This window comes from Clostridium manihotivorum, assembly GCF_004015185.1.
Taxonomy (GTDB): Bacteria; Bacillota; Clostridia; order Clostridiales; family Clostridiaceae; genus Clostridium_AR; species Clostridium_AR manihotivorum.
Genome location: NZ_CP025746.1, coordinates 5,830,454 through 5,846,263 on the forward strand (window position 1 = coordinate 5,830,454; position 15,810 = coordinate 5,846,263).

14 protein-coding genes, 1 pseudogene and 1 riboswitch are annotated in these 15,810 nt (G+C 31.6%); of the genes and pseudogenes, 3 read left to right on the plus strand and 12 right to left on the minus strand.

Annotated elements, in window-relative coordinates; genetic code table 11:
• Positions 1–43: 43 nt before the first annotated feature.
• The 4 genes and pseudogenes from C1I91_RS25840 to yidA form a co-directional block, all read right to left on the minus strand.
• Positions 44–694: a riboflavin synthase gene (locus C1I91_RS25840; RefSeq protein WP_128216111.1), complete on the minus strand. Its 651-nt coding sequence runs from the start codon at positions 692–694 to the stop codon at positions 44–46.
• Between the two features lie 25 nt (positions 695–719).
• Positions 720–1,154: pseudogene (gene ribD, locus C1I91_RS25845) on the minus strand (bifunctional diaminohydroxyphosphoribosylaminopyrimidine deaminase/5-amino-6-(5-phosphoribosylamino)uracil reductase RibD); the annotation flags it as partial.
• Positions 1,155–1,677: 523 nt separating this feature from the next.
• Positions 1,678–1,791, minus strand: a riboswitch (FMN riboswitch).
• Between the two features lie 74 nt (positions 1,792–1,865).
• The gene (locus C1I91_RS25850) at positions 1,866–2,237 is read right to left on the minus strand and encodes a FlxA-like family protein (protein WP_128215504.1); all 372 of its coding nucleotides are present in this window, start codon (positions 2,235–2,237) and stop codon (positions 1,866–1,868) included.
• Positions 2,238–2,466: 229 nt separating this feature from the next.
• Positions 2,467–3,273: a sugar-phosphatase gene (gene yidA, locus C1I91_RS25855; protein WP_128215505.1), complete on the minus strand. Its 807-nt coding sequence runs from the start codon at positions 3,271–3,273 to the stop codon at positions 2,467–2,469.
• Positions 3,274–3,684: 411 nt separating this feature from the next.
• Here yidA and C1I91_RS25860 point away from each other — a divergent pair, with 411 nt between their 5' ends.
• Positions 3,685–4,239, plus strand: a complete 555-nt coding sequence (locus C1I91_RS25860; RefSeq protein ID WP_128215506.1) for an AAA family ATPase — start codon at positions 3,685–3,687, stop codon at positions 4,237–4,239.
• A gap of 239 nt (positions 4,240–4,478) precedes the next feature.
• On the opposite strand, the gene C1I91_RS25865 is transcribed toward C1I91_RS25860, so the two are convergent.
• Entirely contained in the window at positions 4,479–6,101 is a 1,623-nt protein-coding gene (locus tag C1I91_RS25865) for a peptide chain release factor 3 (RefSeq protein ID WP_420808443.1), read from the minus strand.
• A 697-nt stretch (positions 6,102–6,798) separates the two neighbouring features.
• Between C1I91_RS25865 and C1I91_RS25870 the strand changes: the two genes are divergently transcribed.
• Positions 6,799–7,824, plus strand: coding sequence for an acyltransferase family protein (locus tag C1I91_RS25870; RefSeq protein WP_128215508.1), 1,026 nt, complete (start codon positions 6,799–6,801; stop codon positions 7,822–7,824).
• A gap of 67 nt (positions 7,825–7,891) precedes the next feature.
• Here the strand turns inward: C1I91_RS25870 and C1I91_RS25875 are convergent, their stop codons facing one another.
• From C1I91_RS25875 to C1I91_RS25905, 7 genes are all read right to left on the minus strand, one after another.
• Positions 7,892–8,551: a hypothetical protein gene (locus tag C1I91_RS25875; RefSeq protein ID WP_128215509.1), complete on the minus strand. Its 660-nt coding sequence runs from the start codon at positions 8,549–8,551 to the stop codon at positions 7,892–7,894.
• Positions 8,552–8,553: 2 nt separating this feature from the next.
• Complete coding sequence (locus C1I91_RS25880; protein WP_128215510.1) at positions 8,554–11,058, minus strand: glutathionylspermidine synthase family protein; 2,505 nt, start codon at positions 11,056–11,058, stop codon at positions 8,554–8,556.
• Positions 11,059–11,170: 112 nt separating this feature from the next.
• The gene (locus C1I91_RS25885) at positions 11,171–11,500 is read right to left on the minus strand and encodes a hypothetical protein (protein WP_128215511.1); all 330 of its coding nucleotides are present in this window, start codon (positions 11,498–11,500) and stop codon (positions 11,171–11,173) included.
• Positions 11,501–11,513: 13 nt separating this feature from the next.
• The gene (locus C1I91_RS25890) at positions 11,514–12,140 is read right to left on the minus strand and encodes a hypothetical protein (RefSeq protein WP_128215512.1); all 627 of its coding nucleotides are present in this window, start codon (positions 12,138–12,140) and stop codon (positions 11,514–11,516) included.
• Positions 12,141–12,162: 22 nt separating this feature from the next.
• Positions 12,163–12,366, minus strand: coding sequence for a hypothetical protein (locus C1I91_RS25895; protein WP_128215513.1), 204 nt, complete (start codon positions 12,364–12,366; stop codon positions 12,163–12,165).
• A gap of 488 nt (positions 12,367–12,854) precedes the next feature.
• Entirely contained in the window at positions 12,855–13,688 is an 834-nt protein-coding gene (locus C1I91_RS25900; protein ID WP_128215514.1) for a Cof-type HAD-IIB family hydrolase, read from the minus strand.
• A gap of 1,050 nt (positions 13,689–14,738) precedes the next feature.
• Positions 14,739–15,122: a desulfoferrodoxin gene (locus tag C1I91_RS25905; protein WP_128215515.1), complete on the minus strand. Its 384-nt coding sequence runs from the start codon at positions 15,120–15,122 to the stop codon at positions 14,739–14,741.
• Between the two features lie 406 nt (positions 15,123–15,528).
• Here C1I91_RS25905 and C1I91_RS25910 point away from each other — a divergent pair, with 406 nt between their 5' ends.
• Positions 15,529–15,744 carry a hypothetical protein gene (locus C1I91_RS25910; RefSeq protein WP_128215516.1) on the plus strand — a complete coding sequence of 72 codons (216 nt, stop codon included), beginning with the start codon at positions 15,529–15,531 and terminating at the stop codon, positions 15,742–15,744.
• Positions 15,745–15,810 lie beyond the last annotated feature (66 nt).

A 15,810-nucleotide genomic window follows, 5' to 3' on the forward strand; every position in this document is an offset into this window, starting at 1 on the left:
TACCGATTGATTTTATTTACAATTTATAAATGTAATTAGCTCTCTAAGCAAAGCCATTATCTTTTAAAAAATCCATACTTATATCTTCTTTTTTGCTATCTCTATTGTTCATGCCAAGAATTTTCTCAACATATTTTCCTACAACATCACATTCTAAATTCACTTCATCACCAAGATGCTTGCTTAAAAGAGTTGTCATGGTCTTAGTATGAGGTATTATAGAAACTCTAAAAGAAGCTTCATCTACGTAAGCTACAGTAAGACTCACCCCATCTATAGCAATAGATCCTTTTTCCACCACATACTTAAGTATAGTTTCATCTGCTGATATTGTTATCCAAACTGCATTAGCCTCTTCTAAAAACTTTTCTATCTTTCCTACTCCATCTATATGTCCACTAACCATATGTCCGCCTAATCTATCACTTAATCTTAAAGCTCTTTCCAGGTTGACCTTACTGCCTCTTTCAAGATCTTTAAGATTACTTCTTCTCATAGTTTCTGCCATTACATCAACAGTAAACTTGCCATGGTAAAATGAAGTTACTGTAAGGCAAACTCCATTGGTACAGATACTGTCTCCAAGCTTCACTTCATCTAATACTGTTTTAGCACCTATTGTTATTACTGCTGATTTTTCTGTTTTATCTATTTTTTCAACAGTGCCTATTTCCTCTATTAACCCAGTAAAAATAATCACTCACCTCACTTTTACTTTAAATATTTTTAGATATATAGTTTATAAACTCTTCATTAAGAGCTTTTGCTTCCGTTTCCATTACGCCCAACACTACTTCTACGCCATTATCTCTCAAATGTTTTATGCCTTTCCCTGACACTAGAGGATTTGGGTCTTCCATGCCTATAACAACTTTTTTGATGTTTTTTTCTACTATAGCCTTTGCACAAGGAGGGGTCTTTCCATAATGTGAGCAAGGCTCTAGATTAACATACATGGTTGCACCACTAACATCTTCTGATGCATTTTCAAAGGCATTGACCTCTGCATGATTGCCTCCATAAACCATATGATACCCTTCTCCAATAACTTTTCCATCTTTCACAATTACAGCTCCCACCAGTGGATTAGGGCTAACATGACCGCTACCCTTTTCTGCCAGTTCCAATGCTCTCTTCATAAACTTGACATCCATAAAAAATCACTCCAGTCACTTTTTTATAATTGGCGGGCTTTAATTTTCTTCTCTTTAGGACAAATATTTTATAAGCTTTATTTAGTTTTCCATTTATTCAAGTATAGATGTACCCCTTGGCTATAAAATTTTTACTTTCAGCTCTTCTTTTAGAAATCAGACAAGCCTTTAATAAAGATTTTATATTGAAGGGGAACTCTATAAACTTTTAAGAGAAAAAAATTAAAGCCCTGAGAAATAAATTTCTCAGGGCGTAAAATACTCACTTTATCTATTAATAATTTCACAATATATTTATAAACACAAAATATTTTCATGCTTAAACATAGATGTACCACCTCATATTAAGATTTATATTTTCAAGCTCTCCTCTTATAACCATGAGGGTCTTTGAAAATATATTTCTTATTGAAGTGGTACATCTTCAAAAGCAAAATAGATTAAATAAATCTATAGTTCTCAATAAAAATATAAATTACTGTGTCATTTAAATATATAACTACTCATATTAATAAATTACTTTATTAATCTTCTTCTATCCAGACTTTACTGTCGGCCTCGGAGTCTCACCGAATCTGCCTTACGGCTCGCGGGCTATACCGCCGGTAGGGATTCACACCCTGCCCTGAAGATATTTATTTAATTTTCTTCAATATAACACTACTAAAATAATTTGTCAACCTGATAAAATTTTAACGTTTTTAATTTACACTAAGCCATTACATCTATAATATTTCCAGTAGGATACTGAATAGAAGACTTGGATTTTTCATCATCCTTATCTTTTGAAATTACTTTTGACACTTGGCCATTATTGGTACTAACACTCTCATTATTTTTAGATGCGTTTGTTTTTTCTGCTTGCCTTTGCTGTATCTCAGCCTCAAGCTGTTCAATCTGTGCCTCAATAGTTTTTACTTGCTGCTGTTTTGTCTTTTCATCTTCCTTACTTGAGTTAACTTTTTGTAGTTGACTCTCTAAACTTGCTTTTTGCTTCTCAAGCTGAGATACGTCATCACTGCTGCTAGTGGTACTAAAAGATGTATTAGCTGTACTTGATGACGACACTGACGAAATATTCATATATATGCCTCCTACCTATAATTAGTTTCTTTCCAACCTTATTATGGCATAAGACTATGTTTTCTTTATGTGAATTTCCCAATAAAAAGACAAGCTTTTTATTATCGGTCTCGTGTACTTTAGCATTCATTACAGCTTCCTAGACAGCAAAAAATCCTAATCAGCTCCTCACTAAACTGATTAGGATCTTCTATGGTCTAAAAATATTTTTGGGCTATATTAAATAATATTAGCCTGCTAATATAAACTTTTCTATTACTTCAGCAACACCATCTTCTTCATTTGTTGAGGTTACATAATTAGCTACTTGTTTTACTTCGTCAAAGGCATTGCCCATAGCAACTCCAAGACCAGCAAATTCTATCATATGAAGGTCATTGCCAGCATCACCTACACAGATTACTTCTTCTTGCTTAATACCTAAATGTTCCGCAAGAGCTCTTACACCTTCTCCTTTATTGCTTTCCTTATTTAAGAATTCTAGGAAGTATGGTGCACTTCTTACAACTGTATATTTTTCATATACTTCTTTAGGTAACTTTTCTATAGCAGCTTCTAGTATTTCAGGCTCATCAACCATCATTACTTTTGCAATATCTTCATCCACTGAAACCTCATTAAAATCTACTATTCCTACCTCAATACCATTTATTGTTGCTTCAACTTCAGTATATTTGCTCATCTTCGGAGTAATACATCCATTATCAGTAAAAGCATGGATATTAAGTCCTAGTTCCTTACTAAGGTTGTACAAATATCTTAAGTCGCTTCCCTTTAATACAGTTTTACCAATAACTTCTTTAGTTTTTGTATTTTGAATCAATGCACCATTAAAACTTAGTACATATTCATTTTCAGCAATTAATTCTAACTCTTCTAAGTATCTAGTCAAACCTTGAACAGGTCTTCCAGAAGCAATAACTACTTTAACGCCTCTCTTTTTAGCACTTCTTATTGCCTTCTTTGTCATATCTGAAATTGTCTTATCTTCTTTTAATAAAGTACCATCCATATCTATAGCAATTAATTTATACATAAGCTTACTCATCCCCCGTTATGTTTTTACGACTTTATTATACCATTGATTGAGTTATTGTTGGATAATAATAATATGGTATTAGATAAAAATATGTACATTTTGTAACGATTACACTTGTTTTATTGTGTTCTATAGTGTATTAAGTTATCTGAATATTTCAAGTTTATCTATAGCTATTATAGGGTTCCAACTTAAACTATTAATTTATACGTGCCCGAAAATCCCCAGAAGCCGGGATTTTAGAACAAGTATAAATTAAGTTTTCGTAATGGAACCCTATAGTAACCAAAGTATTCCTTTTACTAATCCTTCATTGAAATGCTTGTCTAAAACTGCTATAATAACTTTGTTTTCATAAAATTCGAATTCTAAAAGTTTATTAGAATAATTTATGCGGGGGTTTGTAAAATGCCAATTAGAATTGCAATTCTAGGTGGTCCTAGATGTGGAAAAACCACATTAATACAACAGTTATATGTAGATATGAAGATTAAAGGCTTAAATGTAGGTGCTGCAACTGAATATAGTACTGAGTACCTTAGAGAAAAAGGAATGATTGAATCTATTGCAGAACAGTATGGTATTTATTTAGGACAAAAGAATATAGAGGATTCTCTAAATGATTTTGACTATGCAGTTACTGACTATGCTACTTTTGTGCCTTATATATACGGCCGTTTCATGCTTGGCGATAAAAAAAGAACAGTAAAAGATAAAGAGATTTTAAAGGATTTATACTCACTTGCGCTTAAAGATTTGGACAAGTACGATCATATCTTCTTTGTTCCAAGAGAGTTTGGATATACTAAAGATGGTGTAAGATGGCAAGATGAAACTGCCGCTGAGGGTATAGACCTAGCCATAAAGCAATTCTTAGACTCAGAAAACGTTAATTATCAAGTTATCGAAGGTAACACAAAGGAAAGATGCGAAAAGATACTATCTATCTTAGACATACAGTAAAAAGGTTTTGATAAAGTACATATTTTCTTAGCTGAACCTACCAGTATAAAGGCTTTAAATTAGCTACTTATGGTAAACAGTAAAAAATTAAATTATGTCGCCTGCCATCATTTCTTCCCATACGTTCAGAAAAGGCAGATGCACAAAAAAAGTCGCTGAAGCAAGATCGCTTCAGCGGCTTTTTTACTGTCTAGGTCAGAAACCTTTTTTACTTATAGTCAATATTTAATAACTATAGATTATTCTGTCTTACCTATATCTGAAAGTACCAAGCCTTTATTATGATCTAGAGCCCAGCTTATACCCCAGTCATTTTGGAATATAAGAAGATTTCTATCTCTAAAGTCTTTAACCTTCTTAGTATCTGAAGTTAGGTTTAACTTATCAACATCTATATCATCATTTTCTATCCATCTTACATATCTATAAGATGATCTATCCATTTTTATGTCAACATTGTATTCACTCTTCAATCTATATTCTAGAACTTCGAATTGAAGTACACCTACAACTCCAACTATTATCTCTTCCATTCCAACATAGAATTCTTTAAATACTTGGATGGCACCCTCTTGAGCTATTTGACTTATTCCTTTTATAAATTGCTTTCTCTTCATGGTATCCACAGGCCTTACTCTTGCAAAGTGCTCAGGAGCAAAGGTAGGAATTCCTTCAAATTTGAATTTTGAAGAATCAAAGCATAAGGTATCCCCTATTGAGAATATACCTGGGTCAAATACACCGATAATGTCTCCAGCATATGCTTCATCAATTATTTCTCTATCTTGAGCCAAAAATTGTTGAGGTTGTGTAAGTTTTATCTTCTTTCCACCTTGTACGTGATTAACTTCCATTCCTTTTTCAAACTTACCTGAGCATATTCTCATAAAGGCTATTCTATCTCTATGAGCCTTATTCATATTAGCTTGAATCTTAAATACGAAAGCTGAGAAATCTTCCTTGAAAGGATCTATTTCTCCTTTGCTTGATTTTCTTGGAAGTGGTGATGACGTAAGTTGTAAAAAGTCCTTTAGAAATGGCTCTACACCAAAGTTAGTTAGTGCTGATCCGAAGAAAACTGGTGAAAGATCTCCAGTTCTAACCTTTTCAAGATCAAAATCGTCACCTGCTATATCTAAGAGCTCTATATCTTCCATAAGCTTAGAATGAAGTGCTTCTCCTAAAAGGTCCTTAAATACTGGATCTGAAACATCTCCTTCTACCGCATTAACTTCTGTCTGTCCGTGATTGCCGCCATTGAATACCTCTATAGAGTTGTTATTTCTTGCATATACACCTTTAAAGTCTTTTCCTGAGCCTATAGGCCAATTCATAGGATATGACTTTATCCCAAGTTCTCTTTCTATGTCCTCTAAAAGCTGAAATGGATCCTGAGCTTCTCTATCCATCTTGTTTATAAATGTGAATATAGGAATACCTCTTAAGGAACAAACATGGAACAGCTTCCTAGTCTGATCTTCCACACCCTTTGCAGCATCAATTACCATTACAGCACTATCTGCAGCCATCAAGGTTCTATAAGTATCCTCTGAGAAGTCTTGGTGTCCTGGAGTGTCCAATATATTTATACAGTATCCATCATAGTTAAACTGCATAACTGATGATGTTACTGATATACCTCTTTGTTTTTCTATTTCCATCCAGTCAGAAACAGCATGCTTAGATGCTTTTCTAGCCTTTACAGAACCGGCAAGTCTTATAGCGCCTCCGTATAATAGAAGCTTTTCTGTAAGTGTAGTTTTACCTGCGTCAGGGTGAGAAATTATAGCGAAGGTACGTCTTTTTTCTATCTCTTCAATAAACTCTGCCACTGTTAATCCTCCTTTATTAATGAAATGCATAAACTCTAAAACTTTATGCATTTACCGAACTTCAAAATCAATTTTATAAAATATTGTAGCTATCTCTCGTACTATACTAAATATTACATTGGTTCACTCTCCAAAAAAGGTCCAAGCCAAAATAGCAAAGACCTCTATTTAAACTGAATTTTATTCATATCTATATACTTAACTCAAAACAAGCTAATTATAGCAATTTACAGACAATTTTTCAACAAATATAGATATAAAGTTTCAAATCCTATATCATTGTGCTGTTTATAACCAAATTTGCGAATTACTTAATACATCCTCAAGTATTGTTTATAATTAATATAGTAGAAAATTACAGTATAATATTGTTCCATTTTTTATTGAATAATGTGTTATAGTAACTTTAATCCATGTGGCATCACACAAAGCTTCACACAGTTTCACACAATGATAAACTTTTTTTTAAAGATATCAGAAAACTCCTATTATACTATTTTTTTGTGCTAAAATAGTTTTTGTTAAAAGAATATTAACATTAAGATTGGATAACTAAGGATGTATCACTTCATTTTAAGATGAGGTATAATATCCATATAATGGTTTTACATAATTTTTAGGAAAATATTAATTAAATTTTGATTGAGAGCCACTATATAAAAATTATTATTGCTTTAATTTTGTAATTAAATCTAGGTGGTTCTTCTGAAAGTAGGAGGAGTTAATTATGGGGAACTCAAAAAGAGTGGACTACCTTGATATTGCAAAAGGCTTTTTAATCATTACAGTAATTCTTTGCCATAGCGATTTTCCTTTCGCTCAATATATGTATTGGTTTCATATGCCTGCATTTTTTATAATTAGTGGATTGTTGTATAAGGACAAACTTAGCCTAAAATCTCAGGCGGTTAAATTTTTCATACCATATACAGCATTTTCAATTATAGATATGATCTTAACCTTTATGACTAGTCCACAGGACTTATCTCTTGCAAACATAATTCATTACAGTTACGAACATATATATGCTGGTAAGATGATGCCTGGTGTATTCTGGTTTATACCATGTCTGTTCCTTACAAAGGTTTTATTCCATTATGGTAAGAAGTTCTTATCCACTCCAGCACTTGTATTAATAATCAGCGGACTGTATATTGCTGGTCATGCTTTCGTTTTAGCTACCGTTCCTGAAAATGTAGTTGACATAACTACAGCTAACTATATACCTTGGAACCTAGATGCATTAATGATTACCTTACCATACTATGCTATAGGCTATTACTCAAAAGATATATTAAGATTTGCAAGTAGTAAAATAACTTTAATCATAAGTGGCTTACTTGCAATAAGCTATTTAAGATTAAATACAGTTTTTCAAGTATATTACTATATGAATATAAAGTACTCTGAGTTTAGATATTACTTTTTGGATCTTTTAGTACCATTGACTTTTACAGTATTTATAATATCTTTGAGCTATCATCTAAGTGCACTAAAACAGCTAAGTAAGATATCAAGCTTCTTTAAGCTTGTTGGTTCAAACTCACTTATTATTATGTACTTGCATATACCATTAAATCATTACTTTGAAACATTATTTACTTATAACTACGTAATATTCACCCTAATAGGACTATTAATTCCTCTAGGCTTAGGGGTATTAATAAGTAAGAATGAACTGGCAGGTTTCATTTTTAAGGGTATTAATACATCATCATCATCCAAAAATCACTCAATGGGATTTGCTCATTAAATCCCATAAATGCTAATGAAAAAGGCAGAAGCGTTTTTCATTAGCATTTTTTTCGCCTCTACCTTTTCTATTCAAACTTTTTAATTCCACCCTTTGGTACATGCAACTTATAGAAAAATACATCTACATTTTTGCCTGAGTATTCTCCTGATGTGGATTTATAAGTTCTTTTAAATACCTCTACATATCCAGTATTTAAATTGTCCTCTTCACTTACATTGCACTGCAAGGAGCTTATCTCCATATCGTAGGATTTCTCTCCCTGATTATCTACCTCAAACCTATAGTAACTTTCATCTTCGTAAGTAAAGGTACCTGCATAATAGTTGTCACTTTTCACTAGATTATATTTGTTATCTAGCTTTTCATTAAAGGTACTGGTTGCATCTATGCCCAAATAGTCAAAATACTTTTTCCCCTTAAAAAAGTCGCTATCACTTTTAGACATTCCAAAGATAAATACTGCTAGTATTACTAAACCACCGAATATAGCTAAAAGTATTCCTGCTAGCTTTAAGGCTTTCAAGTCATCTTTTGAGTCAGATGTAAACTTCTTATTCATAGATGGATTCTTAACTTTATTCTTAGTTTTTATCAAAGATTCATTGTAGAACTTTTCCTTCTCTTTAGATACAGATTTGTTATTGAATCTTGAATTCTTTAATTTTGAAGGATTCTTGGGAGCTTGGTATATATTTTTATTTATGGCGGGTTTATTATCATCCATAATTAATTATCCCCCTCTCTTTCAATTGTATATAAAGGTGAATACATACATATGCTATCAGTTATTTTTGATCCTACCCTAGTATATATTCCTGCAAAGTTATCTCCAACAATATAAGTTCCTATTATAGGATAGAGGTTTTCTGACCAAGTACCTGTATTGCACTTAACTGTAAACTTCAAGGTAGCTCCCTTCACCGTCTCCTGGAATACACAGTCATACTCTGGCAAATTATCTAACTCATAAGATAGTTTAATATCGCTGCCTTCTCTTCCTAAAAGAGGCTTCACAATATAGTTCTCATTTTTTAAGCTTGTTGGATCAAAGGTTGTATAAGGAATATATTTTACAATAAGCTTCTTTTCCTCTTCACTATAAAAATCATATTTTAAAAGCTCATAAATTGCACTAAAAAAGCCCTTACTCTGTGGTATTATAGAAGAAACTGGATTTATTGAGAATATACTTTTATTAATAAGTTCTCCTATAGCCTCCACCTCATATTTGGGATCAAAAAACCAATCTAAAGGATAAAACCTATAAAAGCAATCAATTTTTTTGCCATATAAATAACATTGATCTTCTTTCACCTCTATGTCATATATACTTCCAGTTATTACCTCTATATCATTATCCTGAGCCTCTTCCGTATCTTCTCCCTTAATAGCTTCATAAATACTATTAATGGTATACCAATCTTCATAGTAAGTCGCAGCTACTATAGCCACTGTACTTACGTTCTTCTTAGCTTTTAGATCTTTTAATATTTTATTGAACTGCATCTTAATAAGCTTTGGCATTTCATTATTAATCGGAGTTATCTTCAAGCCTTTATTATCTTTAACACTTTCATAATAATACTTGTCAATCACTGTACTTTCGAATATACCTGCAGGGGTTTCTGCATTTATCTCCAACACCTTCAGATTGCCGTACTTATCAAGCATCCAGTCCATTCTTCCTAAGAATATAAGCTCATCAGTATACTCTCTCTTTATGGTTTCTTTAAGCTCTTCTATTCCAAGAATATCAGCATACATATCCAAGTTATTATATATAAGCTTAGTAGTCTTTTTGAAGATATAAGCTAATTCTTCTGTTGCAAGCTTCAATTCTTCAAACTTACTTTTGTCCATTAAAATTATATCTTCACTGATATAGTTATAATTCTTTGCATATATCCCAGTAAAGCCATGGTCCAACACTAACTTCTTAGTAAGGCTATGCAAATCAAGCTTTGACTTTGCAACCTCCATAAAACTTTTCTTTTTAACTTTTACCGAACTTATCCAAGTACTCTCTTCTTCCGTTAGATAATCATCATTCCACCTAATGCAGCTTCCTATGAATTTATGCCCGCTTAGAAATACTCCATAATTGCCAAAAGCTTCAACATCATAGCTAAACCTTCCATCATAGTATGGAGCTGTTTCAGCTTCTATTTCACAGAATTCTTGGAGTATAAAGGTTTTATTGTCCATTTCCTTCTTTACATAATCAAGGCTTTCCTTCCACTCCTCTTCACTATGAAGCTTTCCTATAAATACATCTATGCTATATCTTCCAAATACAGGTTTTACCACATATTTGTTCTTATTATTAACAGCCTTATAGAAATTAGCTGCTTTCAAGATTTCTGTTCTTGGCAATACCGCTTTTATCACCTTAGCTTCTGCTTCACTAATCCTAAAGTCTTTGCTATCTACAAGGTTCCACAGATAAGCATATAAACTTTTGCATTGACCTATTATCACTCTAGGATCATTTAATATAAGAACTTTTCCTAAGTCATGAAGTTTCAATATTTGCTCAAAATGCCTTACTTCATATAAAAATTCCGTAGGATACAATCTTATTATCACATCTATAGGTTTTCCAAAAACATATACTTTATCATCCGAAACATTAAAATTGTCTGGACCAGCTAGGATAAAAGAGTGCTTACTATCTTCTAATATATCTTTTAAGTATATTACAAGATGAGTTTCCTCATATCTTGAAGGAGCTGTTAAAAAGGCTATGTTTATCTTCTCCTTGTTAGGAAACTCTTTTGAGCATATTCTTTTTACAGTTTTATATAAATCATCATCAAAATTATCTCCAAAAGCATCTTCTACCTTGGAATTAAAACTGCATTCTCTTTGTGCACAAGGCTTATCATAGTTTAGTTCACTATAGAAGATTCCATTTTCTTTTCTAAATCCGTCATACCTAACCCATAGAGTTTCAGGCAAACTCCTCTTTATAGCTATTATTTCATCCTTGTACTTAAAATCCGGTATAAAAGGCTTTAAGTCTTCAAATTCAGTATTTATATTAGATATAATTCTTTCTATAAGACCATTCAGAACTTCACTGCTATGCTTAAAGCTGTTTGCCACAGCTTCACTAATCAGCATTGGTTCATCGGAGAATACATCGTCCTCTCTGGTGGTATGTACCATATTGTACTTAAAAAGCATCATATCACTTAAACTTTTGTACCTATAACACTCCTCTATTTTCATAAAATTCACTCTTTCATTTATAAGTAAGACTTTGCTCCGCACCGTACTGAAGTTAATCTATGCTTTAATAACCTTATAACTTAAGGCTTTATGCATATTTATAACTAATCAACTAACTGGAGGAACTGGTCATCCTATCATGCTTATAACCATAAAGCCCTTTTCCATCCTGCCAAGCCTTCCAGCTATCTGAAGAAAACTTTGTTGCCTTTCCTCTTAACATTATAGGAACACTTGATGGAAATATTATTCCAGCAGATCCAGTGCCATGATAAGCATCATCTTTTTCAAATTGATCCACAGCCTGCTGCTCCTCATCTTCTGTAAGACTATTTGGAGTTGCTTTAACAATAAGCTTACCTTCATTGTATAAAGGACTCGCTAAACTTACCGCAGTGGCTACTGACAGTGCTAAAGCTCTTTTTTTCCACTTCTCGTCCATTCTCTTACATCTCCTAAAACTTTAAAATCTCTTGAACTATAACTTTATTTGCTTTTAGATATTCAAGATAGTACTTTACATCTTCTTTTACAAATTCCTTAGATATATACACTACTTTACTAACTTTTAGTTCTTGTAAAACTTCTACAGGAGGCAACTCTTCCTCTGTTATCTCATATTGGTTATTAAACTTCATATAATCAACTAAATAATCCTCTTGATAGCGTTCCTTGTCCAATATAAAGCAGTAAGCTTTAGGTTTTATAACCTTAAGCTTATCACTGTATAATAGTAGCTTCTCAGCCATACTTTCATCCCCTACAATTCCAAAGGGATGAAATATATGATTGAAGGACAAAATAGGTTTTACAAAAGCTTCGTTATTCAAAAGCAATGCCAGATCTAAAGCTGTACTAGAATCAAAATCAATTATATACAAAGCATTAGAACTAAAAAACTTCTTTATTCTATTGAATATTTTTATGTTATCTAAACTAGGGCTGACTTCATCGCTTAAGGAAAAATCATTATAATTTTTTAAAGTGGCAAAAGGAGTCACTTTAAGATAACACTGAAATCCTTCCAAATCCTTTTGCCAACTATCATATACCTTATAAATATCTAATTCAGTTCTATTCATGATAACCCTTTATTTTACCTCTCTAGTACCCACTATTTTGAGTTGACTTGTAAGTAACTGCAAATACTCTTGTAAGATTTATTATGTGATTATATCCACTTGTATCATTAAGTGTAAGATAATCTCCGTTCTGCTTTATTTCCTTTATCTCTATTGTGACGTCAGGAGTCTCACTATTATAAGAATCGATAGTATTATATATATAGCATTGAGTTATTCCATACATTAATTTCACACCTCTTTATATTATTTTTGTGTTCTATAGGTATCCTTTACGGAAACTTAATTTATAAATGTTCGATAATACCGGCTTCTGGGGATTATCGGCATATATAAATTAATAGTTGAAGTTGGATACCTATATGTGCTTTGAAATTGATATATCTATTTTATAATATCTCCAATATTTATTAAATAGTAGTAATATAAATTTTACCTTAAGATTAATTATGTAGTACAAAAGTAAATATCAGTCATACATATGATAAAGATATGATAGACTTGCTTTTATTACTCATAATTCTGTTTAGAATACATCCTATACAGCTTCTGACTCTATATTTTTATTGCTTATATGTATGTATTCAAATAATGTTGGTTATAGTATTTAAAAGAAAAAACCTAGTCAAACTAATGACTAAGCTTTTCAATATTATTTATTAACTTCATTACTTATATTAAATTACATATTTATATCGAATATTGTGTTTCAAATTAAGCTTCATTCAATACAAACTTTTCTATTGCTTTAGCTACTCCTGAATTGGCATTAGTGTCTGTAACATAATCAGCTTGTTTTTTGATGAATTCTTCAGCATTGCCCATAGCTATACCAAGTCCTGCGTACTGTATCATTGAAAGATCATTTTCACTATCCCCCATACAGATAACTTCTTCTTGTTTTATCCCAAGCATCTCAGCTAACCTTTTTACAGCAGTTCCTTTAGAAGTTCCTGCATTCATCACCTCAAAGTTATTTGTCCATGAGCTTACTACTTCTAAATCTGAGTATTGCTTAAGCTCCTCTTTAGCTTTCATAAGCTTATCTATGTCTTCCATTTCCACACAAATAGCTTTAAGTATAGATCCTTCATGCTTCTTAAAGGCTTCTTTAAAATCAATTCCTTCATCAAACTTTATTCTCTTATCTTCTGGTAAATCTTTATTATTTACTTTATAGCCGTGATTTTCTCCAACTACTATTTCAGATATTAGGGTGTCCTCAGTATTGAAGTATGTTAAAAGATCATATTTCTTTATAACATTATATATTCTCTCCAATTGATCTTGGTTTAAAGAAGATTTATATATAACTTCCTCAGTATCTTTCTCTCTTACATAAGCTCCATTTGAAGCTACTATAGGAGCTTTTATACCTATTAAATCAGCGTAAAACTTTGCTGAAGTAAAAAGTCTTCCTGTTGCAATAGCAACCTTTACTCCTTTTTCATAAGCTTGTAAAACAGCTTTTCTATTTTCTTCACTTATACTACTTGGACTACTTAAAAGCGTACCGTCCATGTCTAAACATATTAACTTATATTTCATCAGTAGTTCACCTCTCCTGTTTTAACTATGATTTTAAGCCTGCCTGTTGCAATTACAGTATTTTTAAGACATAAAAGTAATGTCAATTTTAAAGTCCTGTGTTGAAATTAATTGGTTAATCATCCGATGCTTTAATGAGCTTACGCAAAGAATTAATATGATTTTGTCATATTCCATGGCTAAAACTGTAAACTCACTACGTTCGAACAGTACAGTTTTACTCTTTATTTAACCATTCACTTTATATAAATCTTATGTATCTTAATCATAAGTATATTAAGAATGCTATTAAAATAAAGAGTAAAAAGAGAGAATATGTCGCCTGCCAGAATTTCTTCACATACGTTCAGAAAAGGCAGATGCGCAAAAAATCCCTAATGAAGAACGTATTAGTGATTTTTAAAGCCATTACATCTGAAAAAATCATTTAATTCTAGCTGCTCGCTCATATAGCATCTCCTGTATAACCACTTAATTTCAACAATACTATTAAAAATAATCCGAATTAAAACATCAAATAATAATGTTTGATACTCTTATTTTTAAAAATATAAATTGCGGCTTCTAAGCTACATATTTATATTATAACAAATAATTCAATGCTTTACCCAAATCCATAAGTTTATTTATATGTTAAAATAAATTAATGTCAAGATTACAGTATCGATACTTTATGGATTAATGCATGCATGTATATAATAAAATTTCTATGTATCACAACTTCTAAAGTAATTTAAATTAATTGGTCGTCTAAACTATAAGGCTTCAATATGAAGTTTTTTTAAAAATATAACTTCTTATATTCTTAAACTTTTATATTGTAATATTTTTAAATTGTTATAAATATAAGAAGTTAAGAATTTATTGATTCTATCAGGGTTTCAGAGATTTTATTCCTATTATTCTATAGATTTAGATTCTTTCTTCTGAAGCATTGCAAATGCGTTTTGAAGATGCAATTAATACTTCACATTGCTTGTTTTGATGAGAGCTCAAATAAAAAAGAAGCAATCTCTTGCTTCTTTCTTAAACACATATATATATTTGGAATTATAGTTCTACCTTCCAAAGTCCATGTAAGTTGCAGTATTCTCTTACTGCTACTACCTTTTCTTCTCCTAGCTTAAAGAAAGCTTCTGGCTTGTCTCCAGCTTTGAAGTTCTTTCTAAGTACTGTAGTTTCAGTAACAACTTCTACCCATTGAATTAAGTGCTCTTCAGTCATAGGATGTGCTACTTCTCCAACCTTAACTAAAACTCCACCTTCAACAGCTTCTACTACTGGAACATGCTTTTCTTTAGCTCCATCAGTTGTATTTTCTTTCTTTAATGTCATTGGCTGACCACAACAAACTAAAGTTCCACCAGCCTTGTTTACTACCTCTACGATGTTACCACATATTTCACACTTATATACTTGATTTGCTTCTGTCATATTAAATCCTCCTATTTGATATTTGATGACTTAATCTAATTATTATAATCTACTTATTATTTATATTTTCTAAGGATATAAATTATGTTTATTGCTTGTCCTAGAGACATGCTAGTTCTTAGTAAAGCTTCTAGCTTAAAGTTTTCCCTCAAAGCCTAAAAAGGTCTTGAAAATATAAATAGCCATCTATATATATTATAAATTCTATGGATAAGTTTTACAATGCAAAACACTTATGGAATTTCGATTATAAATATTTAAGCTATACATATACTAGTTCAAAATAAAATATATAAAACGAATACACCATTAGTCATTAAACTAGTTGCTAGTAAGTTTAGAAATTATAGAATCGGAATATCTATTACTCTGAGCAGACATACTAATGATTGAAGGAGTGATGCTTATGTCAGATAAAAATAAACCTTATCTACCTGATGAAAGAGACTGGTATTCGCCTGAAGGGCATGACTTAATATCGCTTTCTAGTTCAGGAAATACCTATACAAAACTACCTAATCCAAAAACAGATCCTATTGTAGTTAATAATATATCTTATATGGAGTTTGACTATACTGATCAATCTCTATATGAAGATGATGATACTGACGATGAACAATAAAGAAAAAGACGCTAATGTAATTTTCATTAGCGTCTTTTAATCATCTCAATATTGCACATTCATTAA

Coding starts and splice junctions, on each gene's coding strand:
- C1I91_RS25850 (WP_128215504.1), bottom strand. CDS start 2,237: ATGAATATTTCGTCAGTGTCGTCATCAAGTACAGCTAATACATCTTTT.
- yidA (WP_128215505.1), bottom strand. CDS start 3,273: ATGTATAAATTAATTGCTATAGATATGGATGGTACTTTATTAAAAGAA.
- C1I91_RS25860 (WP_128215506.1), top strand. CDS start 3,685: ATGCCAATTAGAATTGCAATTCTAGGTGGTCCTAGATGTGGAAAAACC.
- C1I91_RS25865 (WP_420808443.1), bottom strand. CDS start 6,101: ATGCATTTCATTAATAAAGGAGGATTAACAGTGGCAGAGTTTATTGAA.
- C1I91_RS25870 (WP_128215508.1), top strand. CDS start 6,799: ATGGGGAACTCAAAAAGAGTGGACTACCTTGATATTGCAAAAGGCTTT.
- C1I91_RS25875 (WP_128215509.1), bottom strand. CDS start 8,551: ATGGATGATAATAAACCCGCCATAAATAAAAATATATACCAAGCTCCC.
- C1I91_RS25880 (WP_128215510.1), bottom strand. CDS start 11,058: ATGAAAATAGAGGAGTGTTATAGGTACAAAAGTTTAAGTGATATGATG.
- C1I91_RS25885 (WP_128215511.1), bottom strand. CDS start 11,500: ATGGACGAGAAGTGGAAAAAAAGAGCTTTAGCACTGTCAGTAGCCACT.
- C1I91_RS25890 (WP_128215512.1), bottom strand. CDS start 12,140: ATGAATAGAACTGAATTAGATATTTATAAGGTATATGATAGTTGGCAA.
- C1I91_RS25895 (WP_128215513.1), bottom strand. CDS start 12,366: ATGTATGGAATAACTCAATGCTATATATATAATACTATCGATTCTTAT.
- C1I91_RS25900 (WP_128215514.1), bottom strand. CDS start 13,688: ATGAAATATAAGTTAATATGTTTAGACATGGACGGTACGCTTTTAAGT.
- C1I91_RS25905 (WP_128215515.1), bottom strand. CDS start 15,122: ATGACAGAAGCAAATCAAGTATATAAGTGTGAAATATGTGGTAACATC.
- C1I91_RS25910 (WP_128215516.1), top strand. CDS start 15,529: ATGTCAGATAAAAATAAACCTTATCTACCTGATGAAAGAGACTGGTAT.